At 71.0% G+C, this 21,616-nt stretch carries 26 protein-coding genes; 17 read left to right on the top strand and 9 right to left on the bottom strand.

Annotated features, from left to right (window positions below):
• The first annotated feature begins 130 nt into the window (after nt 1-130).
• The 7 genes from JOF44_RS12265 to JOF44_RS12295 all read left to right on the top strand — a co-directional run bounded on the left by JOF44_RS12265 (nt 131) and on the right by JOF44_RS12295 (nt 6,719).
• Nucleotides 131-802 carry a GntR family transcriptional regulator gene (locus JOF44_RS12265; protein ID WP_209891650.1) on the top strand — a complete coding sequence of 224 codons (672 nt, stop codon included), beginning with the start codon at nt 131-133 and terminating at the stop codon, nt 800-802.
• Nucleotides 799-2,076, top strand: coding sequence for an MFS transporter (locus tag JOF44_RS12270; protein ID WP_209891653.1), 1,278 nt, complete (start codon nt 799-801; stop codon nt 2,074-2,076). The genes JOF44_RS12265 and JOF44_RS12270 overlap by 4 nt, the downstream gene beginning before the upstream one ends.
• 204 nt (nt 2,077-2,280) lie before the next feature.
• Complete coding sequence (locus tag JOF44_RS12275; RefSeq protein WP_209891656.1) at nt 2,281-2,946, top strand: TetR/AcrR family transcriptional regulator; 666 nt, start codon at nt 2,281-2,283, stop codon at nt 2,944-2,946.
• Entirely contained in the window at nt 2,943-4,859 is a 1,917-nt protein-coding gene (locus JOF44_RS12280; RefSeq protein WP_209891659.1) for an MDR family MFS transporter, read from the top strand. The genes JOF44_RS12275 and JOF44_RS12280 overlap by 4 nt, the downstream gene beginning before the upstream one ends.
• 26 nt (nt 4,860-4,885) lie before the next feature.
• Complete coding sequence (locus JOF44_RS12285) at nt 4,886-5,347, top strand: SPW repeat protein (RefSeq protein ID WP_209891662.1); 462 nt, start codon at nt 4,886-4,888, stop codon at nt 5,345-5,347.
• Between the two features lie 19 nt (nt 5,348-5,366).
• Nucleotides 5,367-5,711, top strand: coding sequence for an SPW repeat protein (locus JOF44_RS12290; RefSeq protein WP_209891665.1), 345 nt, complete (start codon nt 5,367-5,369; stop codon nt 5,709-5,711).
• Nucleotides 5,712-5,870: 159 nt separating this feature from the next.
• Nucleotides 5,871-6,719 carry an aldo/keto reductase gene (locus tag JOF44_RS12295; RefSeq protein WP_209891668.1) on the top strand — a complete coding sequence of 283 codons (849 nt, stop codon included), beginning with the start codon at nt 5,871-5,873 and terminating at the stop codon, nt 6,717-6,719.
• Nucleotides 6,720-6,766: 47 nt separating this feature from the next.
• On the opposite strand, the gene JOF44_RS12300 is transcribed toward JOF44_RS12295, so the two are convergent.
• Complete coding sequence (locus tag JOF44_RS12300) at nt 6,767-7,336, bottom strand: TetR/AcrR family transcriptional regulator (RefSeq protein ID WP_209891671.1); 570 nt, start codon at nt 7,334-7,336, stop codon at nt 6,767-6,769.
• Nucleotides 7,337-7,406: 70 nt separating this feature from the next.
• Here JOF44_RS12300 and JOF44_RS12305 point away from each other — a divergent pair, with 70 nt between their 5' ends.
• A complete protein-coding gene (locus JOF44_RS12305) occupies nt 7,407-8,300 on the top strand; it encodes an NADP-dependent oxidoreductase (protein ID WP_209891674.1) in 894 nt (297 codons plus the stop codon).
• A 5-nt stretch (nt 8,301-8,305) separates the two neighbouring features.
• On the opposite strand, the gene JOF44_RS12310 is transcribed toward JOF44_RS12305, so the two are convergent.
• Nucleotides 8,306-9,130 (bottom strand): sugar phosphate isomerase/epimerase family protein, encoded by an 825-nt coding sequence (locus tag JOF44_RS12310; protein ID WP_209891677.1) that lies wholly within the window; start codon nt 9,128-9,130, stop codon nt 8,306-8,308.
• Nucleotides 9,131-9,474: 344 nt separating this feature from the next.
• Between JOF44_RS12310 and JOF44_RS12315 the strand changes: the two genes are divergently transcribed.
• Nucleotides 9,475-10,317, top strand: coding sequence for a phosphotransferase (locus tag JOF44_RS12315; protein WP_209891680.1), 843 nt, complete (start codon nt 9,475-9,477; stop codon nt 10,315-10,317).
• 13 nt (nt 10,318-10,330) lie between these two features.
• On the opposite strand, the gene JOF44_RS12320 is transcribed toward JOF44_RS12315, so the two are convergent.
• The gene (locus JOF44_RS12320) at nt 10,331-10,888 is read right to left on the bottom strand and encodes a TetR/AcrR family transcriptional regulator (RefSeq protein ID WP_209891683.1); all 558 of its coding nucleotides are present in this window, start codon (nt 10,886-10,888) and stop codon (nt 10,331-10,333) included.
• Nucleotides 10,889-10,984: 96 nt separating this feature from the next.
• On the opposite strand from JOF44_RS12320, the gene JOF44_RS12325 reads away from it, so the two are divergent.
• From JOF44_RS12325 to JOF44_RS12340, 4 genes are all read left to right on the top strand, one after another.
• Complete coding sequence (locus JOF44_RS12325) at nt 10,985-11,437, top strand: anthrone oxygenase family protein (protein WP_209891686.1); 453 nt, start codon at nt 10,985-10,987, stop codon at nt 11,435-11,437.
• Between the two features lie 216 nt (nt 11,438-11,653).
• Entirely contained in the window at nt 11,654-12,274 is a 621-nt protein-coding gene (locus JOF44_RS12330) for a response regulator (RefSeq protein WP_209891689.1), read from the top strand.
• A gap of 56 nt (nt 12,275-12,330) precedes the next feature.
• Entirely contained in the window at nt 12,331-12,666 is a 336-nt protein-coding gene (locus tag JOF44_RS12335; protein ID WP_209891693.1) for an ArsR/SmtB family transcription factor, read from the top strand.
• On the top strand, nt 12,663-13,346 hold the full coding sequence (locus tag JOF44_RS12340; protein ID WP_209891696.1) for a cation efflux transmembrane domain-containing protein: 684 nt from the start codon (nt 12,663-12,665) through the stop codon (nt 13,344-13,346). Before JOF44_RS12335 ends, JOF44_RS12340 begins: the two co-directional genes overlap by 4 nt.
• A gap of 154 nt (nt 13,347-13,500) precedes the next feature.
• Here JOF44_RS12340 and JOF44_RS12345 read toward each other — a convergent pair whose 3' ends face one another.
• Complete coding sequence (locus JOF44_RS12345) at nt 13,501-13,911, bottom strand: VOC family protein (protein WP_209891699.1); 411 nt, start codon at nt 13,909-13,911, stop codon at nt 13,501-13,503.
• A 187-nt stretch (nt 13,912-14,098) separates the two neighbouring features.
• Here JOF44_RS12345 and JOF44_RS12350 point away from each other — a divergent pair, with 187 nt between their 5' ends.
• Nucleotides 14,099-14,392 (top strand): hypothetical protein, encoded by a 294-nt coding sequence (locus JOF44_RS12350; protein WP_209891702.1) that lies wholly within the window; start codon nt 14,099-14,101, stop codon nt 14,390-14,392.
• Nucleotides 14,393-14,414: 22 nt separating this feature from the next.
• On the opposite strand, the gene JOF44_RS12355 is transcribed toward JOF44_RS12350, so the two are convergent.
• Nucleotides 14,415-15,404: a GNAT family N-acetyltransferase gene (locus JOF44_RS12355; protein WP_209891705.1), complete on the bottom strand. Its 990-nt coding sequence runs from the start codon at nt 15,402-15,404 to the stop codon at nt 14,415-14,417.
• Between the two features lie 176 nt (nt 15,405-15,580).
• Here JOF44_RS12355 and JOF44_RS12360 point away from each other — a divergent pair, with 176 nt between their 5' ends.
• Nucleotides 15,581-16,006, top strand: a complete 426-nt coding sequence (locus JOF44_RS12360; RefSeq protein ID WP_209891708.1) for a VOC family protein — start codon at nt 15,581-15,583, stop codon at nt 16,004-16,006.
• 70 nt (nt 16,007-16,076) lie between these two features.
• On the opposite strand, the gene JOF44_RS12365 is transcribed toward JOF44_RS12360, so the two are convergent.
• Complete coding sequence (locus JOF44_RS12365; protein ID WP_209891711.1) at nt 16,077-16,676, bottom strand: CGNR zinc finger domain-containing protein; 600 nt, start codon at nt 16,674-16,676, stop codon at nt 16,077-16,079.
• Between the two features lie 85 nt (nt 16,677-16,761).
• Here JOF44_RS12365 and JOF44_RS12370 point away from each other — a divergent pair, with 85 nt between their 5' ends.
• Complete coding sequence (locus tag JOF44_RS12370; protein ID WP_209891713.1) at nt 16,762-17,826, top strand: LLM class flavin-dependent oxidoreductase; 1,065 nt, start codon at nt 16,762-16,764, stop codon at nt 17,824-17,826.
• 319 nt (nt 17,827-18,145) lie between these two features.
• Here the strand turns inward: JOF44_RS12370 and JOF44_RS21165 are convergent, their stop codons facing one another.
• Nucleotides 18,146-19,099: a GlxA family transcriptional regulator gene (locus tag JOF44_RS21165; protein WP_209891716.1), complete on the bottom strand. Its 954-nt coding sequence runs from the start codon at nt 19,097-19,099 to the stop codon at nt 18,146-18,148.
• A 128-nt stretch (nt 19,100-19,227) separates the two neighbouring features.
• On the opposite strand from JOF44_RS21165, the gene JOF44_RS12380 reads away from it, so the two are divergent.
• Entirely contained in the window at nt 19,228-19,866 is a 639-nt protein-coding gene (locus tag JOF44_RS12380; protein ID WP_209891719.1) for an isochorismatase family protein, read from the top strand.
• Here the strand turns inward: JOF44_RS12380 and JOF44_RS12385 are convergent.
• Entirely contained in the window at nt 19,854-20,246 is a 393-nt protein-coding gene (locus JOF44_RS12385; protein ID WP_209891722.1) for an NUDIX domain-containing protein, read from the bottom strand. The two genes, JOF44_RS12380 and JOF44_RS12385, sit on opposite strands and share 13 nt — an antisense overlap.
• Nucleotides 20,247-20,250: 4 nt before the next feature.
• Nucleotides 20,251-21,462 (bottom strand): MFS transporter, encoded by a 1,212-nt coding sequence (locus JOF44_RS12390; protein ID WP_209891725.1) that lies wholly within the window; start codon nt 21,460-21,462, stop codon nt 20,251-20,253.
• Nucleotides 21,463-21,616: the final 154 nt, after the last annotated feature.

Genomic DNA, 21,616 nt, shown 5'->3' on the forward strand with positions numbered 1-21,616 from the left:
CGCTGCAGCTGGCGGGATCGCCCCGTGTCCACCGACGCCGCCGCCCGTCACAGGCCGCTGCTGCTCCCCCATGGCCCGCGGCCACCAACCCCAGCGTTGCATCCATTGATGCATGCATTAGGGTGTCCGTGTGGAATCCCTGGAACTGCCCTGGCTCGACGCCTCCGACCGTCAGCCGCTCGCCGAGCGCATCGCCGCTGCCGTCGCCCGCCGCATCGCCGAGGGGGACATCGATCCCGGCGACCTGCTCACCGAGGTCGACGTGGCCGCTGAGCACGGAGCGAGCCGCACCCCGGCCCGCGAGGCGATGCTGAAGCTCTCGACCTGGGGCCTGGTGCGCCTGGTGCCGAAGAAGGGCGCGCTGGTGACGAGCCCCACGGCCCGCGAGCGGCGCGAGCTGCTGTCGGTGCGTTCCATGCTCGAAGGCCACGCAGTGGCCCGCATCGTCGGCGACGAGGGACGACGCACGAACCTGCTCGAGGCGCTGGAGGCGACCCTGGCCGCGCAGGCCGACAGCATCGGCCGCCCGAAAGAGTTCGCCGTCCACGACCACGCCTTCCATCTGCAGATCATCCGCCAGCAGGGCAACAGCGTCGTCGACGAGCTCATCGCCTCGCTCGCCCCGCGGCTGTACCGGCTCAGCCATCTCGCGGTCACCGCCCCGTCGGCCGATCTCACGGCGCTCCACCGGGAGCACGTCGAGCTGACCGCGGCCGTGCGGGATCAGGATGTCGTGACGTTCCGCGACCTGATCGAGCACCACCTGACCTCCGGGCACGAGCACTACGAGGTCCAGCCGTGAGCCGACGACCGGTGCCCGCCTGGCTGCGGGTGGCCCCCACCGGTTTCGTGCTCGCCTGGGGCGGCAACCACTTCACGCCCCTGCTGCACGTCTACGAGTCGCTCGGCGGGTACGCGCCGTGGCAGGCGAACCTGCTGCTGGGGATGTACGTGGTGGGCCTGATCCCCGGCATGCTGCTCGCCGCGGCGCTCTCGGACCGCCACGGCCGCAGGCCCCTCGCGATCGCGGGGCTGGTGGGCGCGGCGATCGCGAGCATGCTGCTGGCCGCCGGGATGGAGAGCTTCCTGGTGCTGTGCTTCGGTCGCGTCCTGGCGGGTGTCGGGGTGGGCATCGGGATGTCTGTCGGCTCCAGCTGGGTCAAAGAGCTCTCGAGCCCTCCGCACGACCTCACCGCGACGGCGACGGCCGGTGCCCGACGGTCCTCGCTGACCCTCACCCTCGGCTTCGCGATCGGCGCCGGCGTGACCGGTTCCCTCGCCCAGTGGGCACCGCTGCCGGGACAACTGCCCTATGCGGTCCATCTGCTGCTGTGCCTGCTCGCCGCGGCCGCCCTGGTCACGGCACCGGAGAGCCTGCCCCGCGAGCTCCGGGCACGCGGATCGCTCCGCACGGACCTGCGGGTCCCGACGGCGGGCCATCCGGTCTTCGTGCGCCTGGTGCTCCCGGCGGCGCCGTGGGTGTTCGCCGCGGCCGGCGTCGCCTACGCGATCCTGCCCAGCACCGTGGAGGAACATCTCGGCGACTCGGCCACGATCTACGCAACCGGCCTGACCGTCCTCACCCTCGGGGTGGGCGCCCTCGCGCAGGGGACCGTCGGACTGCTGAACCGCCTCACCCGCGGGCGGGCACTGCTGGTGGGTATGAGCGGCATGACCGCCGGGATGGCCCTGGCCGCCGTGGCGAGCGATCTGCGTAGTCCCGTGTTCGTCGTCGCCGTGGCCGCCCTGCTCGGGGCGTCCTACGGAGTGTGCGTGGTCGCGGGGCTGATCATCGCCCAATCGCTCGCGACCCCGCGCGACCTGGCCGGGATCACCGGGGTGTACTACTCGCTGTCCTACCTCGGGTTCCTGCTGCCGACGATCCTGGCCGCACTCGCCCCGGTCCTGTCGTACACCGGCGGGCTCGTCATCGTCGCGGTGGTCTGCGCGCTGTGCCTGGCGCTGGTGGGGCTCGGCCTGCGGCGGCCGCCGATCCGGACGACCGACGCTGCCGATGCCGCCGAGGACGAGCCCGCTCAGCTCAGGACCACGCAGGAGCTCGCCGTCGGTCGGTGACGGTGCGCGCACCCTCCGGCATCCGCTCAGGGCGGCCCGGCTCGTCGTCGTCCGCCCCGACGCCGGTCCACGAGATCCTGCCGGCGCGTGACGCACGAAACTCGCTGCACTCTAGGCAAACTTGCACCGGGTGCATATTGTGGTCGTCGTCGACACGGAACCCCGTGCACCGACGCCGATGGACGACGACCTCGGAGGTGCCCGATGTCCGCGGACGAGGACGGAAAGAAGCCGGGCCTGCGCGAACGCAAGCGTGAGCAGCTCCGCGCCACCGTTGAGCGCGCGGCGCTCGACCTCATGCTCGAGCAGGGCTACGACGCGGTCACGGTCGAGATGATCTGCGAGGCCGCCGTGGTCTCGCGGCGCACGTTCTTCAACTATTTCGGCTCCAAGGAGACCGTCGTGCTCGGCCGAGCACCGGAGGGCCCTTCGCCGGAGGACCAGCAGGCGTTCGTGCACGGCACGCACGGCACGATCCTCGCCGATCTCGCCCGGATGCTGCTGAAGACCCTGCAGGAACGACCGCACGACGTCGACCCGGCGCGGTGGCGGGACCGCCTCGCCCTGATCCGGGCCACTCCGGAGCTCGCCATGACCCTCGCGGACACGATCGCCGCCAAGGACGCCGACCTCCTCCACCTCGTGGGACGTCGGATCCGCGCGCGATATGCCGCCGAGGGCGTTGCCGAAGCCCCCGGGCGGGCCACGGATCTGCAGATCACGCGGCAGGCCGAGGTGATCGTCGCGCTGTGGTGGGGGATGGCCCGCTACACCATGCAGACCATCGTCCAGCACCCCGAGACCGACACCGAGGAGCTCATCGAATCGCTCCTCGACACCCTCACCCTCATCCAGGAAGCAGAGCTATGACCGCCACCCGAACTGCTGCCCCCGCGCCCGCTGCGCCCCGGGAGAACGGCAGCGGCACCCGACTGGTCCCGCTGTTCGCCGGCCTGCTCGTCGCGATGTTCATCGCGGCGCTGGATCAGACCATCTTCACCACGGCGCTTCCCACCATCGTGGGCGACCTCGACGGGGTCGACCAGATGCTGTGGGTGACCACGTCCTACCTGCTCGCCTCGACGATCATGATGCCGATCTACGGCAAGCTCGGCGACCTCGTCGGCCGCAAGCCCCTGCTGATCTTCGCGCTGTCCGTGTTCGTCGTCGGCTCCCTGGTGGGTGCTGTCGCCGGGAACATGAGCGTGCTCATCATCGGCCGCGCCATTCAGGGCATCGGCGGCGGCGGCCTCATGCTGCTCGCCCAGGCGATCATCGCCGACGTCGTCCCCGCCCGCGAACGCGGCAAGTACATGGGCCTCATGGGCGCCGTGTTCGGGCTGTCCTCCGTGGTGGGCCCGCTGCTGGGCGGCTGGTTCACCGAATCGCTCAGCTGGCGCTGGGGCTTCTGGCTGAACATCCCGCTGGGAGCGATCGCGATCCTCGCCGCGGTGTTCTTCCTGAAGCTGCCCAAGAAGTCACAGCGCGCCCGCCTGGACGTCCTCGGCATCCTCACCATGGCGGTCGCCGTGACCTCGTTGATCCTCGCGACCTCGTGGGGCGGCAACACCTACGAGTGGGGATCCTGGCAGATCATCGGACTGTTCGTCTCCACCGTCGTCTTCGGTGCTCTGTTCGTGCTGGCCGAGCGCTTCGCCGCCGAACCCATCATCCCGCTGCACCTGTTCCGCAAGCGCAACTTCGTGCTGACCACGATCGCCTCCCTCGTCATCGCCATCGCGATGTTCGGAGCCCTCGGGTACATGCCCACCTACCTGCAGATGTCCACGGGCGTGAGCGCGACCGAGTCCGGTCTGATGCTGCTGCCGATGGTGGCCGGTCTGCTGATCACCTCGATCGCCTCGGGCCAGATCGTCTCGCGGACCGGCCGCTACAAGTGGGCGCCGATCCTGTCCATGCTGGTCGCCGCGCTCGGCGTGTTCCTGCTGTCCACGATGGAGACCGACACGGCGACCTGGGTGATCATGTCCCACATGTTCGTGCTCGGCGCCGGCCTCGGCATCGGGATGCAGAACCTCGTGCTGATCGTGCAGAACACGTTCCCGGCCTCCGAGGTCGGCACTGCGACAGCGTCGAACAACTTCTTCCGCCAGATCGGCGCCTCGCTCGGGTCGGCGGTCGTCGGCTCGGTGTTCACCAGCCGCCTCACCGATCTGCTGAGCGAGCGGATGCCGGCCCGGGCCGCGACCCAGATGGACGGCGGGGGCGCCAACTCGCTCACCCCGGAACTCGTGCAGTCCCTGCCCCAGAAGCTCCAGGACATCATCGTCGGCGTCTACACCGACGCGCTGACCCCGGTCTTCCTCTGGCTGGTCCCGCTGCTGGGCGTGGCCTTCGTGATCGTGCTGTTCGTCAAGGAGGTCCCCCTGGCCACGACGGTCGACGGCTCCGGTTCGACCGAAGCGGCCCCGGCCACCGCTCCCCCCGGGACGCTCTCCCCGGGGCCGGGCCGGATCGAGGAGAACCTGAGCCTGGGCCTGGTGCTCTCCCTGATCGTCCAGCGCTCCCGCACGGCGAGGGAGGACTCCGAGCTGACCATCGCCCTGGCCCGCCTGGCCGGGGACCACCCGGGCAGCACCTCGGAACGCGCCGAGCATGCGGTGCGCACGCTGATCACCCCGGCGGCCCTCGCCCTCCTGGACGGCACCGACGGCGACCCCGGCGCGGAGCGGCCCGGGCGCCACCGCGCCCAGGACCCCCGGGACGGCGAGCCCGCTTCGGAACCCGCCCTCCCGACCCCTCAGCTCGCTGCCCAGTCCTGAGCAGCCTCTCCCGAAAGGACTTCCTCATGACTCGTCGATTCGTCGGAGCGATCGTCTCGCTCCTCGCCCTGCTGGCCGGACTGTGGCTCGCACTCTCGCCCTTCGCCCTCGGCTTCCAGCCGGAGGACACCGACTGGACCGATGCGACCCTGACCGACGTGTGGACCGGGCTGCCGCTGGCACTCGTCGGTCTCGTGGGTCTGATCGTGTTCGCCGCTTCCCTGCGCACCCACATGGTGCAGGCCGGATACATCACGCCCCGCCCGGCACCGGCCCCGGTGGTCACGCCCGCCGCCACCCCTGACAGCCCCCGTGAGATGGACGCCATGCTCGAGCCGCTGATCGCGGCCCTCGCCCGCGACCTCGACCGCGAGAGCCCCGACCCGGCCACCTCCGCCCAGGAGACCACCACCCCCCACCGCGAGTACGGCCGCAGCGCCGTGGGCACCGACACCGGCGCCCAGGCCGCCGTCGCCGCCGACCGCTGATCGCGAAGGAGACACCGTCATGACCGAGAACCTGCAGAACACCGCTGCATCCGCTCCCAACGCTGCGACCCCCGAAGGGCGGGTCGCCGCTGCCCACGTCGCCGAGCCCCTCAACGTGCTCGACAAGGTCGGGATGGGCATCCTGTCCCTGCTCGGCCTGGGCGGGCTGTGGATGATGCTCGCCCCGTTCCTCGTCGGCTTCCAGGGTCGCGGGGCCGACTGGACGGCCGGCACGACGAACGACTTCGTGGTCGGCCTCGTGCTCGCCGCCCTGTCCCTGGCCGCTGTGGTGACCGTGCTCGGCGGCGGACTCGCCACCATCGCGCGCACGGCACGGGAGCGGGTCACCCCCGAGGAGGTCTGAGGCACCCACGCCGAGACGAGGAGTCGGCTCCCGAGGTGTTCGCCCCCAGCCGGTGTCGGAGCACGACGGGCCGGGAGACGCTGTGACCGCCCGAAGGGCGCCCCGTAGGATGGGAGCAACCGCATTCCCAGCGACTGCACCGGCCAGGAGGCCCCCGCCATGACGAGCCCCGCATCACCTCAGGTCCCCACCACAACGTTCGCCGGCGGATCCCCGATCCCGTTGATCGGCTTCGGCACCGGAGGCGCCCAGGGGCCGGCCGGGGCGGATGTCATCGCCTCCGCGCTGCGCACCGGGTACCGGCTCCTGGACACGGCCGCCCAGTACGGGAACGAGGCCGCCGTCGGCGAGGGGCTGCGCCGCAGCGGCGTCGACCCCGCCGAGGTGCTCGTGACCACCAAGGTGGCCGGGGGCGATCACGGCCGCGAAGCCGCTCGCACCGGGACCCTCGAATCCCTGCGCCGCCTGGGGCTGGAGCAGGTGGGGATCGCTCTGATCCACTGGCCGAACCCCTCGCGCGGGCTTGCGGTGGACACCTGGCGCACTCTCCTGGACCTGCGGGAGGAGGGGCTGGTCGCCCATGCCGGCGTCTCGAACTTCCGCCCCGATCAGCTGCAGGAGCTGTTCGATGCGACCGGACAGTGGCCCGAGATCAACCAGATCCAGCTCTCTCCGGCGCTGCCGCGCCCGGAGCCCGTCGCCTTCCACCGCAAGCACGGCATCGTCAGCCAGGCGTGGGGACCGCTCGGCACCCGCGAGGGGCTCGCGGAGCAGTTCGCGATCAGGAAGGTCGCCGCGAAGCACGACGTCTCCCTCGCGCAGGTGGCGCTGCGCTGGGCCGTGGACCGGGAGATCGTCGTGATCCCCCGCTCCGCCGATCCGGGCCGGCAGGCCCTGAATCTCGATCTGTCCTCGCTCCGGCTGGACGAGGAGGACCGCAGTCTCCTGGCGAGCCTGGACCTGGGCGAGGAGAAGGCCTGGGACTCCCGGGAGCACGAGGAATGGTGAGCAGGGCCCGCGTCAGCCCGTGACCTGGCGTGCGAGGCAGTACTGCGTCACCGTGCGTCCCACGCTGCAGTGATCATCCGAAAGATCTCATCGACAGCCCTCTCGGGATCGCTCGCCTCGCGGCCGAGCGAGAAGGCATCGATCACGAAACGTGCGATCGTGCGGCAGGCCGTGGTCGTCTCCTCGAGGCCGAGATCGGTCGCGATGGTGGCGGCCAGCGCGTCGGCATGTCGCAGCCTCATCGACCTCTCGTAGTTCTGGAGCGCCGGGGTCTCATCGACCAGCTCCCACAGCGGCGCGGCCTCGTCGGACGCGCAGTGTCGCACCTGGGCATGGATCTCCCGGTGGAGCACGGGGATCAGCGGCTCCTGGGGCGAACGCTCCGCGACCGCGTCCGTGAGGTGCAGCTCGAACGCCGGGTCCTGATCGAACACGAGCGCCTCTTTCGACGCGAAGTGGGAGAACAGAGTGGTCACCGCGACATCGGCCTCGGCCGCCACCTCGCGGATGCCCACCGCGTCATAGCCGCGCTCGCAGAACAGTCGAAGTGCGGCGTCGGCGATGTTCCGGCGCGTTGCGGCCTTCTTGCGCTCACGTCGTCCCGGCGTGACAGTCATGGTCTGATGCTACCAAGGTCGAAACACTACCTGTTGCTGTTTCCTATCTGCTAGTGGTAGCTTGCCGCTCATGAGAAAAGTGATCTTCGCCGAATACGGCGGCCCCGACGTCCTCCAGCTCGCCGACACCGACACGCCGCACGCAGGCCCTCACGAAGTACGCATCGCAGTCCGCGCGGCTGGGGTGAACGCCGCTGACTGGAGACTGCGCGAAGGGCAGTTCAGCGCGGGGCAGCCGATCGAACTGCCTGTCGGCGTCGGCCTGGAGGCCTCGGGAGTGGTGGACGAGATCGGCGAGGGCGTCACCGGCGTCGAGCTCGGAGATCACGTCTTCGGCATGGGGTCGGAGACCTACGCCGAGCACGCCGTGCTGTCGTCGTGGGCCCGGATGCCCGACGGCCTCACGTTCGAGACGGCCGCCGGCTACACCTCCGTCGGCGAGGCGTCGCTGCGCATCCTCGACCAGGTCGGCGTCGAGCCCGGACAGACGCTCCTCGTCAGCGGCGCGTCCGGTGGCGTCGGATCGACGGTGCTGCAGATCGCCGAGGACCGCGGTATCTCGGTGATCGGCACGGCGAGCGCGGACAACCTGGACTACCTGCGCTCCCTGGGTGCCACGGCCACGACCTACGGGGACGGCTGGGTCGAGCGGGTCACGGCGCTCGGGACGATCGATGCCGCGCTTGATCTGGCCGGATCGGGTGTCATCCCCCAGTTGGTCGAGCTGACGGGAGACCCGGACAGAGTGCTCTCGATCGCCGACCTCTCGGCACCGGAGCACGGCGTCCGCCTGTCGCTCGTGCCCGGCCCCGTGCAGGAGGCTCTCGACGTCATCGTCGAGCTCATCTCCCGCGGCGCGCTGCACACCCCCGTCGAACAGTCGTACACCCTGGCCGAGGCGGCGTCCGCGCACGTCGACAGCCAGGCCGGCCACTCCCGGGGGCGCCGCATCATGGTCCCATGAGCTCGTCAGCCGGTGACGGTTCCCGCGATCTCGTGCATCTGCTCGAGCCGGCCCCACTCGTCGTCGTCCGTGCCGGCGTAGACGTAGGAGATCCGCCCGGCGTAGCCGACATCGCGCAGCACCGTGAGGCAGCGCGTGAGGTCCTCGACATCGAGCACGCCCGGCGCGGATTCGCGGGCCTTGACCTGGGAGCACTCCGCTCCCCCGGCCACGGCGGCGATCTGCTCGTACTTGTCGGGTCCGGTCCAGTTCCCGGTGTCGATGAGGAGCCCGACCTCTCCCCCGAGCCGGTCCAGCAGGTCGCGGGTGGTGTCCGCGTCGACCAGGAGCGACTTCCAGTTCTCGGTGATCACCCGGATGTCCGGATGGTCCGCCGCGAGCTCGCGGAGCCGACGGGCGCTGAGCGCGATCGTCTGCTCCGTCGGCGGCTGGTCCCCGGCGGGCACCCGCACCCGCGGGGCGCCGAGCTGCTCGGCCACGTCGATCCAGCCCGACAGCCAGTCCTGCTGCTCCTCGCCGCGCTCGGGGTGCGTGACGTCCCCGTCGTCGACCAGGAAGCACTCGAGGTCGACCCCTGCGGTGTCGAAGGCGTCGCGCACCTCGGCGAGGTAGGAGGCCGCGGTGCGGGGCAGGTAGAAGTGGCACAGCTGCGCGCTGGCGAATCCGTGCGCGGCGAGCTGACCGGGCAGCTCGAGCAGCGGCAGGCCCTCGGCACCGTCGTTCTCGGTCAGCACCCCCGACGGTGCCGACCCCGGGGCGACGAACCGCCCCATGGTCCGGAACAGCGACCAGGTGTGCAGCGCCTTGGTGGGATCGAGCGAGTGGGCCATGGGATCTCCTGTGAGCGGGGTGCCGGGACACGGCGTGGCAGGGCTCCATCATGTCGCGGATGGGCGGCGCAGGATACGGTCCGGGCCCATGACCGTGGACCGCCGCCGACGGGCCGATCCTGGCCGGCTCTGCCGTTCTCGGCGCGCAGATGGAGGCGAGGTTGGACCGTCCCGTGCCGTGACGTGGGGTCGCGCTGGTGGACGCCCCGTCGCCTGCAGGCAGGAACTCGGACGCAGCTCCCGCCCGCTCGCGCCGCCGTCGACCTCACGCAGGCTATGGCCGCAGATCGGACATCACGGGACGTCTGTTGCCACACCGGTCTCGGCGCTCTACGTTCATCAGCATGGACAATGCGGTGGCCCGTCGCGCGATCACGGCGGCCCAGGAGCTCCTCGCATCGCTGGAACTGGACGTCGAGGAAGCCGTCGTCCTCCACGACTCGAACCGACTCACGGTGCTCCTGCTGCCCTGCGACCTGGTCGCCCGCATCGGTCCCATCTCGCCGGGCGGCGCCGAGCTCGAGATCGACCGGGCACTCCGGCTCGCCGCCGTCGGCGCACCCGTGGGCACCCTCGATCCACGCACCCCTCCGCGAGTCCACGTGCGCGACGGCTTCGAGATCACCCTGTGGGCCCATCATGCACAGCGCAGCGATCGCGAGCTCCCCCCGGCCTGCTACGCCGACGCCCTCGCCCGTCTGCACATGGCGATGCGCGAGGCGGACCTGGACGTCCCGCCGCTCTCCGAGCGCGTCGGCTCCGCACTCTCCCTGGTCGACGACCCGGGACGCACCCCGCGCCTGACCGGCCCGGACCGCGCCTTCCTGCACGAGGCCCTCATCGGGCTCGGCGCAGAGATCGAGCGGCGCGGCACCCACCAGGTGCTGCACGGGGAGCCGCACCCCGGCAACATCCTGGACACCGCCGAGGGCCCGCTGTTCATCGACCTGGAGACCTGCTGCACGGGCCCGGTCGAGTTCGATCTCGCCCACGCCCCGATGGACGTCGCCGCGCACTATCCGGGACTGGACACCGACCTGCTCGCGGACTGCCGAATCCTCTCCTGGGCGCTGGCGACCTCGTGGCGCTGGGACCGCGATGACTCGCTGCCGAGCGGAGAGCGCCTGGGCGCCGAGTGGCTGCAGCACGTCCGCGAGATGATGTCTCGCCGATCGCACGCCCTCTGACCGTCCCCCTCGTTCACGGCGCGAACCGGGCGCTCAGCTCCGCCACTCGTTCCCTGCGGTGCTCCGGCCGCATGCGCCCGGCCCGCTCCAGCAGGCTGATGCCGTGCAGCGCGCCCCAGAACACCTCGGTCACGGTGCCGTCGCCGTCGTCCCCGATCGCGGCAGCCAGGGTCTCGAAGCCTGTGCGCAGGTCCGGGGGCGTCTCGGCGCCGGCGAACTGCGTGTCGATCGAGAGCTGGAACATCGCCTCGTAGACCGCTGGGTGGGCACGCCCGAAGTCGAGATAGGCGGTGGCGACGGCCTCGATGTCGCGCTGCCCGTCGGTGCCGCCGAGCGCGGCACGGCACTGCTGCGTCAGGTCGGCGAAGCCTTCGAGCGCCACGGCCAGCATGATCTCTGCCTTTCCGCCGGGGAAGTGGCCGTAGAGCACCGGCTGCGTATAGCCGATGGCATCGGCGAGGTGCCGGGTCGTCACCGCCGACCATCCGTCGGCATCAGCGCGTTCCCGAGCGATCTCGAGGATCCGACGACGCCTCTCCTCGGTGCGCTGCTGACGTGCCTTCGTCTCCACCACTGGTCCTCCCGACGCCGCCCCTCTTGCCCTCCCGTGCTCTGCCAGCGTAATCTAACACTGCTAGATCTAGCACTGCTATTCAGGAGTGACCCCATGCTGCCCGTCCTCGCCGTCGTCTCCACCACCAGCGTCGGCCTCCTGGTCGGCGTCGAGTTCGCCGTCGCCGTCGTCGTCCATCCGATCCTCCGACGCCTGCCGGTCGCCGCCTCGATCGCCGGGCGCGCGCACGGCGCACGGATGCTGGGCCGCGTGATGCCGTTCTGGTACATCGGCTCGACCGTTCTCGTCGCGGCACTCGCCGTACTGACCTGGGGCTCCACCACGGCCGTGGTGGCACTCGTCGCCATCGGGCTGCTGCTGCTCAGCGTCGTGCTCTCGGTCGCGCTGCTGGTGCCGATCAACAACCAAGCTACCCAGTGGACCGCTGAGTCTCTCCCCGAGAACTGGCGTGAGCTGCAGCAGCGCTGGGACCGTCTGCACACGGCCCGCGTCGGGATCATCGTCGTGGCGCTCGTGCTGGTCACCGTTGCCACGACGACTCTGTGACCGACGGGCTGCCCGAGCCCCTGGTGTCCGCCGAGAACACTCCGTCGGGCCCGCAGGGAGGGCGCTTCCGTGAGGACGTGGTGAAAGGGGTGGCGACACGTGACCCCGGAACCGCATAGTGAGGGTGGACCCAGGTACGCGAGCGGCGCGGGGCCGCCCCCGTCGGCCACAGGCCCGCACGGTCACCGACCGCCCCTGGACAGGCAAGGAGTCGACATGAGCCCACGACGCCGAGGTCGCCCACGACTGGACCTCGAGGAGCTGCCGCCCGCCCTCGCCGCCACCCTCGACGCCGCCGTCGCCGGCGAGGAGGTCATGCTGACGCGGTCCGGTGCTCCGCTCGGCACCCTCGTCGTCCGCTCCTCGACCCTGGAAGGCGTGGTCCACGAGACACCCCGAACGAAGGACCCGCGCCCGGTGCCCGAGGGGATCACCGTGGTCGCGACCGCGATGGAGCTCTCGGAGAAGGCCCGCCGGCGGATCTCCGAGGAGCTCGGCGAGGACTACATCGTCCTCGACCTCCACGAGGCACCGCCCTGTGCCGACGTGCTGCTCGTCCCGCCGATCAGCCCACAGCTGGTCGGGGCGCTGCGCGGGCAGTTCCCCGACGCGCGCCTGCTGGTCACCGAGATCGAGGACGAGGAGCTGGGCGTCCACTACGGCGGCCCCGTCAGCCGAATGCTCGAGGCGGGCGCCTCCGGTTACCTGCCGCCGCGGCCGGTGGCCGAACTCGCCACCACCGTGCACGCCCACCTGAGGCGTCGCGATGCGCTCGCCCTCGAAGCCTCCGCTGCCGGCCAGGAGCAGACCGGTGAGGGCCGGACCCTCACCGACTGACGACTGGTGGCGGCGGCGGACCAGCGACCGTACAGCCGACGCTGTACAGTCATGGCATGCACGAGACCGTGACGCTCAGCCACACCGCATCCCTCGCCCGCCTGGGCCACGCGCTGTCCGACGAGACCAGGACCCGCGCCCTCCTGGCGCTCCGGGAGGCCCCGGCATTCCCGTCGGACCTCGCCGAAGCGCTCGGCGTCTCGCGACAGAAACTCTCGAACCACCTCGCGTGCCTGCGCGGATGCGGGCTGGTCGAGGGGGTGAAGGAGGGCCGGAACACCTGGTACCGCCTGAGCGACCCGCACCTCGCCGACGCCCTGAGCGACCTGATGAGGCTCGTGCTGGTCGTCGACCCCGACTGCTGCTCCGGCGAGGAGTGCACCTGCGCATGAGCCCGACGACGACCCCGTTCTCCGCCACCCCGACCGATGCGCGCCGGGCCGTCCTGCAGCGCCGCATCCGCTGGATCGTCGCCGCGACGATCACCTACAACGTGCTCGAGGCCGTGATCGCCCTGGCCGCGGGCCGTGCAGCGTCTTCCGCCGCGCTGATCGGCTTCGGCCTCGACTCGATCGTCGAAGTCCTCTCCGCGGCCGCAGTGGCCTGGCAGTTCGCAGGCCCCGATCCACACCGTCGGGAGAAGGTCGCCCTGAAGGTCATCGCGATCTCGTTCTTCGCCCTGGCCGCCTTCGTGAGCGTCGATGCGCTGCGATCGCTGCTCGGCGCCGGCGGGGCCGATCACTCCTCGGTGGGGATCGCCCTGGCCGCGGTGAGCGTCGTGATCATGCCCGCGTTCTCCTGGTTCGAGCGTCGCACCGGGCTCGAGCTGGGTTCCGCCAGCGCCGTCTCCGACTCGAAGCAGACCCTGATCTGCTCCTACCTCTCCGCCGCCGTGCTGCTCGGGCTGGTGGCGAACAGCGTGCTGGGCTGGGCCTGGGCGGACTCGGTCGCGGCCCTGGTGATCGCCGTCTTCGCGATCCGTGAGGGTCTCGAGGCGTGGCGCGGGGACGCCTGCAAGCAGCCGGTCTCGGCGCTGATCTCCGAGGGCGAGGAAGGCGGGCACTGCTGCTGAGGCCCGAGAGATCCTGAGCCAGGATCGAGACCGTCATCGTGGGCGTCTCCCGCCATCCTGAGGCGCCCATCATGTCGATCTCGATCCAGGGGAGATGCGACGGGCCCGTCGGCACCGCAACTCGCGCCCCGCTGACTTCGTGCCTCCCCATGCCTCACCCCACGAGCAGGCAGAACGGATGACCCTCCGGGTCAGCCATGACATACAGCGGCTCCTCGGCATCGCCCGAGCGGTCCATCAGCAACCGGGCGCCGAGGTCCTCGGCGCGCTCGCGCTGGACCTCGAGCTCCTGTTCATCGGGCACTCGGAAGTCCATGTGCAGCTGCATGGGGATCTCTTCGCTGGGCCAGGTCGAGGGGCGCAGGTAGGGCTTGTCCTGGACGGCGAGGATGCGCCGCTCCGCCGCATCCAGCAGCACGATCCAGTCGGTGTCATCGGGTGCGGGCGGCGGCGGCATGTCATCGCCGGGCCGGCAGTGCAGCCCGAGCAGGGCGCTGTAGAAGTCGGCGAGTGCCCGCGGGTCACGGGCATCGATCGCGGTGCAGCTGAGCACGGGATACGTCATGGAGCCTCCTCGCTCCCCGTCCACCGTAGTCCCGGCCTCGGGCACAGCGGAAGGCGGCCCGGAGATCCACCCCCGGTCTGACCCGCACCATCCCCCGGGGGGATCCCGCGGGCCACCCGGTGTTCCTACGCTGAGGACATCCGCCCGGCACACCGGACGGGACATCCCTGACGACGAAGGAACCCCCGTGACGACCTACGGCACCATCGCCCACCACGGCACCGGCAAAGGCACCACCAGCCTCGTCCTCGGCATCTGCTCCCTCCTGGCCGGGTGGGTGCTGATCGCCCCCGTCATCGGTCTGGTCCTCGGCATCATGTCGCTCGGGAACGAGCCCGACGCCCGCGGCCGGGCGGGATGGGGCATCGTCCTCAGCGTCCTGGCGATGGTCGGCTGGATCATCGCGTTCGCCCTCCTCGCCGTGACCGGGATCGGCCTGACGTTCCTGAACGGGGACCTGGGCGCTCTCCTCGGCGGCTGACGTCCGCGCGCCCGACGGTAGGTCAGCCGACGGGACCTTCGAGAATCGTCAGCTGATCGACGTCCCGGAAGCCGAATGCCCTGTTCAGCGCGAGCATCGCGGTGTTGTCGGGCGCGGTGTAGGTCTGGATCCAGCGGGCACCACGGGCCTCCTCGACGCCGCTGAGGTTCTCCAGGTTCGCGAGCTTCAGGGCGCGGCCCACGCCGTGGCCCCGGTGGCCGCGGTCCACGAGGGTGTCGTCCTGGGTGATGATCTCCGGGTCGTGACGGGAGACGAACAGCTCCGTGTACCCGACCCCCACGCCATCCAGGCGGGCGAGGCTGCGCACCAGGATCCAGCCCTGGTCGGCCATCCGCCGCTCCCCGCGGCGCACGCTGTCCACGTCGCTGCGCGCGGCCGGACGGGTGAGGTCCCCCAGGGGGACGTCCTCCTCCATCTGGGTGGTCAGTCGGGTCCACTCCTCGATCACGTCCTCCGGGCAGGCGCCGGTCCATGACCGCACCTGCACGTCCGGGGCCGACGGGGCCCGGTCGGGCCGGGCGTGGTGCGCCCACAGCGCCTCCAAGTCCACCGGGAGGTCGAGCAGGAGCCGACGCTCCTGGTGGCCGGTCCGCAGCCCGATCGAGATGGCGAAGGCGACCCCGGCCTCGGAGTACGTCTCTGCCTGCAGAAGCTCCGCGGCGCCGCGGAGTCGCCCGCGCACCGCTGCGGCCAGCGCGGTGCCGATGCCCTGACGGCGCTGCTGCGGCAGCACCGAGATCTCCACGTCGGCCGCCTCCCCGGGGTCGACGTCGGCCCCGGCGGCGCCGACGGGTCGTCCGTCCGAGGTGGCCACCAGCAGCACCGAGGTGCGGCCGGGCTTGGGGTCGCCGTACTGGGCCAGCGTGGTCTCGTCACTCGCCCACCAGGCGGCCTCGCGCCCGGCATTGAACCCCTCCCCGAGCAGGGCGTTCCACGCCAGGATCTCGTCCTCGCGAGCGGGATCGACGTCGGTGATCTGCACAGCGCTCATGGGGACATCGGACCACGGGATGCCGCCATGCTCCACCGATTTTCCGACGGCAGCGCCGGGAGCGGGCATCGAGCGGCCCGAGATCTGCCCCGGAGCGGTTCCGTTCGTCGGTGCTGCGGCTTACGCTCACCTCGAGCGCACGGCATCGTGCCGGCGCCGACGTCGAGGAGGACGCCATGCCCGCAGCCCTGCACCCCTATCTCAACTTCGACGGCAACGCCCGCGAGGCATTCGAGTTCTACGGCCGGGCCCTCGGGGCGACCCCGCAGTTCGCCACCTTCGGCGAGTTCCAGGCCGTGCCCGACGGCGACCCCGCGGCCGACAAGATCATGCACGGCTCCCTCGAGGTCACGGACCTGATCCGCCTGTACGCCTCCGATGTCATCGAGGGCATGGGCGCCTACGTGCCAGGCACCAACGTGACCCTCTCGCTCATGGGCGACGACGAGCCCGTGCTGCGCAGCGCCTTCGAGAAGCTCACCGAGGGCGGGGCCATCACGATGCCTCTGGAGAAGCAGATGTGGGGCGATGTCTACGGCGCCTTCACCGACCGCTTCGGGATCGTGTGGCAGGTGAACATCAGCCAGGACGGGCAGGGCTGAGTTCGCGCATGACCTCCCCTGGTCATGCAGATGAAGCATGTGCGTCGGAGGAACGCAGGCGCCGTCCCGCTCAGCGTTCGTGGACCACGCTCCGCCGTCGCTCGTAGGCGCGGGCGGCTCGCACCCGGTCCCCGCAGCGGGTGGAGCACCAGTGGCGGCGAGCGTGGGTGCGCAGCAGGAAACGGTCGCACGGAGGCGCCCCGCACCGTGCCAGGGAGGAGGCATCCTCCCCGGTCAGCAGCGCCGCCGCGTCTTCGACGATCTGCGCCATGGAGTGCTCGACGAGTTGGGTCACGGGATGCCCGGGGGCGCGATACAGCCCGCGGTTCGCGTCATGGTGCAGCAGGGGGGCACTGGGGACGCGGGTGAGCGTCCGGTTCACGTGCTCGAGCACGGATCTCTCGGGAGGTGTGCCGTCGACCTGCGCGGCGAAGAGCGCACGCAGCTGATGACGCAGATCCGCGAGCTGGTTCTGGCAGTACTCCAGCAGCTCGGTGTCTTCGGGGGCGAGTCCGCGATCGACGAGCCAGGTGGTGGCGGCGGCCGGGCTGTCCAGTTCGTCCTCGTGGCGCCCGCCGGGCAGCATCACAGCACTGTCGGCCAAGGCGAGGCTGATGTGCTCGGTGGCTCCGGGAGCGGGGGGCAGGGGAATCGTGGACACATCTCTCATGGTACCACTTTCCTTTTCCCGTGAGAGTGGTGCTACGGTCATCTCACGCTGCACTTCTCGTTCTCCCGTGAGAAAGAGGTCCCTCATGACCGTCCCCGCACCCTCCGGCACCGCCCCCTTCGCCCTGTCCGTGCTCGACAACGCTCACACCGGCGTCGGGCAGACGGCCACGGAGACCTTCAGGGAGATCACCGCGCTTGCCCAGCTGGCCGAGCGCCGCGGCTTCCGTCGCTTCTGGATGTCCGAGCACCACGCCATGCCGGCCGCGGCTACCTCGTCGCCGCAGATGATGCTCGCCCGCCTTACGGCGGAGACCGAGCGCATCCGCCTGGGTGCCGGCGGCGTCATGCTCCCCAACCACGTGCCGCTGCTGATCGCGGAGCAGTTCGGGATGCTCGAGGCGCTCGCCCCCGGCCGCATCGATCTCGGTCTCGGTCGAGCTCCCGGCACCGATCCGGCGACCGCCGCCGCTCTGCGCCGGGGCCGCGAGGCGAACGACGCCTTCCCCGAGCAGGTTCTCGAGCTGCTCGGCTTCGTCGAGGACGATTTCCCCGACGGACACCCCTACCGGAACGTCCACGCGGTCCCCGGGCCGTGGCAGGCGGACGAGAACCGGGTGCCGCGCCCGGGCACCCCCGAGACGTGGGTCCTCGGCTCCTCACCGTTCTCCGCCCAGCTCGCCGGCCAGCTGGGCCGCCCCTACGCCTTCGCCCTGCAGTTCGGGGACGCCGACGTCGTGACCGCGATGCGGCTGTACCGGGAGAGCTTCCAGCCCTCCGCCGTGCTCGCGGAGCCGTACAGCCTGGTCAGCATCGGGGCGGTCGCCCACGACGATCCCGCCGAGGCGCGGCGTCAGGCGCGGACGGCGGCCATGGCGATGCTCCTGATGTTCACGCGGAAGGGCTACAAACTGCTTCCGCCGGAGGAGGTCGAGGCCTACTCCCCCACCCTGCAGGAGCAGCAGATCCTGGACCAGTACACCCAGAGGTCCGCCCATGGCACCGCCGCGCAGGCCGCCGAACACCTCGACAAGCTCCACGAGCTCACCGACGTGGACGAGATCATGCTGGTGACGATGGGCCATTCGCGCGCGGTCCAGTCCCGCACGGTGGAGCTGATCGCCGACCACTACGGCCTGCCCGGAGCGTGAGGAAACGAAGACCCCGCCCCCACCCCCGATCCCCGGAGGACCTCGATGACCACCGCTTTCGCCCCTGTGCACTGACCACCCGCAGCGGTGCCACGCGCCTCGGGGGCGATGCCCGGGGCCTCGCCTTCTGGGAGGATGCCCCCTGACCTCGCCCGACGGGGTCGAGGTCACCGTCACCGGCAAGCCGGCGCGGCACGGACCCGAGGGCAACGAGACGACCTCCGGCGATGTCGTCGGTTTCCTGCTGACCCTCCTCTCGGAGGCCCCTGCTGACCTGGCCTGGTGACCGACTGCCCGGCGCCCGCCGGCCGGAAGGGGATCACGTGCCCGTGCGATCCCCGAACTGCCGTCGGTACCCCGACGGGGTGGTTCCGTAGGCAGCGGCGAAGTTCTGCCGCAGGGTGACGGCGGAGCCCATGCCGCATGCCTCGGCGATCCGCTCGATCGGCAGACTCGTCGTCTCCAGCAGGCGCCGCGCCTCGTCCAGCCGCCGCGCCCGCACCCAGGCCGCCGGCGTGGACCCGGTGACGGCGCGGAACTCGCGCAGGAAGGTGCGGGTGCTGAGGTGCACCACGGAGGCCAGGCTGGTCACCGTGAGCTCCTCCTCGAGGTGCTCGGCGGCCCACTGCAGGGTCCGTGAGATCGCGTCGTCCCCCGCCTCTCGCGGCAACGGCCGCTCGACGTACTGGGCCTGCCCGCCCTCGCGGTGCGGGGCGATCACCAGACTGCGGGCGATCTGGTTGGCAGCAGCCGCGCCGAGCCGAGTGCGCACCAGGTGAAGGCAGGCATCCAGCCCGGAGGCGGTCCCGGCCGAGGTGAGGACGTCGCCGTGGTCGATGTACAGCACGGAGTCGTCGACCGTCAGCTCCGGGTGCCGCGCACGGAGCAGGTCGAAGGCCTGCCAGTGCGTGACCGCGGGGCGACCCTCGAGCAGACCTGACTCGACCACCGGCAGAGCTCCGAGGCACAATCCGACGACCGTGGCTCCGCGCGCATGCGCCTCGACCAGCACGCGCTCGGCGCGAGCACCGAAGTCGCGCCCGTCGTCGAACCACGAGGGGACCACCACGACGTCAGCCTGCGCAGCGGGGGTCAGCCCCAGCACTCCCTCGATCCGATACCCCTCGGCCGTGCTCACCGATCCCTTCCGGTCGCTGAACAGGAAGGTCTCCCACGAGGCCAGCCCCTGCCGGGTCACCTCGTCGAACACCATCTGCGGCACCGCGAGATGGAACATCGTGATGCCGTCGAAGGCATAGATCCCGATCCGCACGAAGTCTCCTCACCCATGGCGAGATTCCATCGTATCGAGTCATTCGCGCCACTGGTGGGCGTGCGCGAGCCTGAGCACTATGGGGACATGCCGACAGCCGTCGGCTCCCGTGTCCGTGAAGGAGCACCATGACTGCACCCCGCCGCGCCCTGATCCTCATCGACGTCCAGTTGACCTACTTCGACGGCCCGCTGGAGATCCAGTATCCGACCCACTCGGACTCCCTGCCGGAGATCCTGCGCGCGATCGACGCCGCGAACGCCGCCGGCATTCCCGTCGTCGCGGTACAGCACACGATGGGCGAGGGCGCGCCCGTCTTCGACGCCACCACGGCGGCTTTCGCCCTGCATCCGGAGATCGAGGCCCACCGGAAGGGCGCCTGGAAGTCGGTGGTCAAGGAGTACAGCTCGGTCTACGCCCATACCGACGTCGCCACGTGGCTGCGCGAGCAGGACGTGGACACCGTGACCCTGGTGGGCCACATGACCAATAACTGCATTCTCGCCTCCGCCGTCGAGGGCGAGGGACTCGGATTCACCACCGAGGTGCTGCGCGACGCCACCGGCGCGATCCACCTCGCCAACGAGGCAGGCTCGGTCACTGCGGAGACGGTGCACACCACTCTGATGACCCTGTTGAACTCGAACTTCGCCGCGGTCGGGAGCACTGCCGCCTGGCTCGAGGCGCTCTCCTCCGGCGAGGCCCTGTCCGGCAGTGATCTAGTGAGCTCGGCCATCCAGGGCGCGCAGGAGGCTCAGACTGCCTGATGGCGCACGGCCTTCCGAGCCGGCGGCGGGACGAGGTGGGCAAGCGCGGGATCATCCAGCGGAACCCACGCCGGCTCGTAGGTGTTCGTGGGGCTGCTCTGCCGTGCTTCCGGCCCACCCAGGACGGGCCGCTCGAACGCGGTGCGCACCGTGAAGTACAGGGCGGGCGCCTCGGAATCGACGGGCACGGGGAGCAGCGGTCCGACCGTCCCGGCCAGACCGGTCTCCTCGGCGAGCTCACGCAGGCAGGCATCCTGCGGCGTCTCACCGGGCTCGATCCCACCGCCGGGCAGGACGCAGTACTCGCGTCCTGCCCGGCGGCGCCTGATCACCAGAAGATGATCCCGTTCGATCACGACGGCCACGGCGCGGATCCTCATGGGCTCACCGAGCCGTCTCGAACTCGTCGGCGCGCTCGTCGCGTGCTCCCTGCCGCGGCGCGGTAGCGGGCGCGATGACCGCCGCCAGCAGCACCACCGCCAGTGGCACCACGAGAGCACCGCGCAGTCCGATCTCCTCGCCGAGGAAGCCCAGGGTGGGTGGGCCGACGAGGAAGGCGAGATAGCCGATGGTCGAGGCCAGCGCGACGCGGGCGGCGGGATTCGCTCCCGAGTCGCCGGCGGCGGACAGCGCCAGCGGGAAGCCGAGCGAGGCGCCGAGTCCCCACAGCACCACGGCGGCCACGGCCGTCGGCTGACTGTCGACGAAGGCGATCAGCGCCAGCCCGGTGGCGGCGAACAGGGCGCTGACCATGAGCACGCGGGAGCGGCCCACGCGGGCGACGATCGGCCCGCCGGCGAAGCGACCGGCGGTCATGGAGGCGGCGAAGAGCGCGAACACCGTCGATCCCATGGTCGCGCCGAAGCCGTGGCCGTCGACCATGACCAGCGGCAGCCAGTCGTTGGCGGTGCCCTCGGCCAGCGCCATCGCGAGCACGATGCAGCCGATCAGAACCAGGCGGGTGTCCTTCCAGATCGCCGGGCGCGGGGTCGCGGCCTGCTCGGCGCGCTCGGCGGGCGAGATCAGGCCTGTCCCGGCGGGCACGGAGCGCATCGCCCAGAGCAGCAGCGCCGCGCCGACCGCGCCGGTCAGCGTCAGGTGGGCGAGGACGGGGAAGCTCACGGCGTTGGCGAGGATTCCCAGGCCGGCGCCGATCACGGTGCCGAGGCTGAAGCAGCCATGCAGGGCGGGGAGGAACGGGCGGCCGCCGGCTTTCTCGACGTCGGCCCCCTCGACGTTCATGGCGACCTCGCCCCCGCCCATGCCGGCGCCGAACAGGGCGAGGCCGACGGCGGTCAGCATCGGCAGGCCGGCGGCGGCTCCGAGCGCGATCGTCGGCATGGCGACCACGATCAGGCCGGAGCCGACCGCGACGACGGGTCGGGTGCCGAAGCGCATCACGAGCGGCCCGGACGAGAGGATCCCGATCATCGAGCCGACGGAGAGCCCGAACAGGACCAGCCCCATCTGCGCCGTGGAGGCCTCGAGCAGGTCCCGCACCACCGGGGTGCGGGTGACCCAGGCGGACATGCTGAGGCCGGGCAGCAGGAACAGGGCGTACAGCGCCCAGCGGCGCGCGCGCAGGGAGATGGGCACGAAGGCTCCTCGGGGACAGCGGGAGGGGCCGCAGCCGCCGGCGTTGCAGGCGGCGCAGCGGCGCGAAGACTGCGGCGCACCAGAGGTGCACCGTGCACGCTCACGGTACGGGAAGACAGTATCGACGTCGCCGCAGTCCGCGTCGGCGAATCAG

Source organism: Brachybacterium fresconis (assembly GCF_017876515.1).
Taxonomy (GTDB): Bacteria; Actinomycetota; Actinomycetes; order Actinomycetales; family Dermabacteraceae; genus Brachybacterium; species Brachybacterium fresconis.

Bases quoted from the DNA above. Each gene is read 5' to 3' on its own strand.
- JOF44_RS12290 (WP_209891665.1), top strand. From the start codon at position 5,367: ATGACCGAGAACCTGCAGAACACCGCTGCATCCGCTCCCAACGCTGCG.
- JOF44_RS12360 (WP_209891708.1), top strand. From the start codon at position 15,581: ATGCCCGCAGCCCTGCACCCCTATCTCAACTTCGACGGCAACGCCCGC.
- JOF44_RS12280 (WP_209891659.1), top strand. From the start codon at position 2,943: ATGACCGCCACCCGAACTGCTGCCCCCGCGCCCGCTGCGCCCCGGGAG.
- JOF44_RS12315 (WP_209891680.1), top strand. From the start codon at position 9,475: ATGGACAATGCGGTGGCCCGTCGCGCGATCACGGCGGCCCAGGAGCTC.
- JOF44_RS12295 (WP_209891668.1), top strand. From the start codon at position 5,871: ATGACGAGCCCCGCATCACCTCAGGTCCCCACCACAACGTTCGCCGGC.
- JOF44_RS12285 (WP_209891662.1), top strand. From the start codon at position 4,886: ATGACTCGTCGATTCGTCGGAGCGATCGTCTCGCTCCTCGCCCTGCTG.
- JOF44_RS12365 (WP_209891711.1), bottom strand. From the start codon at position 16,676: ATGAGAGATGTGTCCACGATTCCCCTGCCCCCCGCTCCCGGAGCCACC.
- JOF44_RS12340 (WP_209891696.1), top strand. From the start codon at position 12,663: ATGAGCCCGACGACGACCCCGTTCTCCGCCACCCCGACCGATGCGCGC.
- JOF44_RS12335 (WP_209891693.1), top strand. From the start codon at position 12,331: ATGCACGAGACCGTGACGCTCAGCCACACCGCATCCCTCGCCCGCCTG.
- JOF44_RS12310 (WP_209891677.1), bottom strand. From the start codon at position 9,130: ATGGCCCACTCGCTCGATCCCACCAAGGCGCTGCACACCTGGTCGCTG.
- JOF44_RS12385 (WP_209891722.1), bottom strand. From the start codon at position 20,246: ATGAGGATCCGCGCCGTGGCCGTCGTGATCGAACGGGATCATCTTCTG.
- JOF44_RS12380 (WP_209891719.1), top strand. From the start codon at position 19,228: ATGACTGCACCCCGCCGCGCCCTGATCCTCATCGACGTCCAGTTGACC.
- JOF44_RS12275 (WP_209891656.1), top strand. From the start codon at position 2,281: ATGTCCGCGGACGAGGACGGAAAGAAGCCGGGCCTGCGCGAACGCAAG.
- JOF44_RS12325 (WP_209891686.1), top strand. From the start codon at position 10,985: ATGCTGCCCGTCCTCGCCGTCGTCTCCACCACCAGCGTCGGCCTCCTG.
- JOF44_RS12355 (WP_209891705.1), bottom strand. From the start codon at position 15,404: ATGAGCGCTGTGCAGATCACCGACGTCGATCCCGCTCGCGAGGACGAG.
- JOF44_RS12330 (WP_209891689.1), top strand. From the start codon at position 11,654: ATGAGCCCACGACGCCGAGGTCGCCCACGACTGGACCTCGAGGAGCTG.
- JOF44_RS12300 (WP_209891671.1), bottom strand. From the start codon at position 7,336: ATGACTGTCACGCCGGGACGACGTGAGCGCAAGAAGGCCGCAACGCGC.
- JOF44_RS12345 (WP_209891699.1), bottom strand. From the start codon at position 13,911: ATGACGTATCCCGTGCTCAGCTGCACCGCGATCGATGCCCGTGACCCG.
- JOF44_RS12370 (WP_209891713.1), top strand. From the start codon at position 16,762: ATGACCGTCCCCGCACCCTCCGGCACCGCCCCCTTCGCCCTGTCCGTG.
- JOF44_RS12305 (WP_209891674.1), top strand. From the start codon at position 7,407: ATGAGAAAAGTGATCTTCGCCGAATACGGCGGCCCCGACGTCCTCCAG.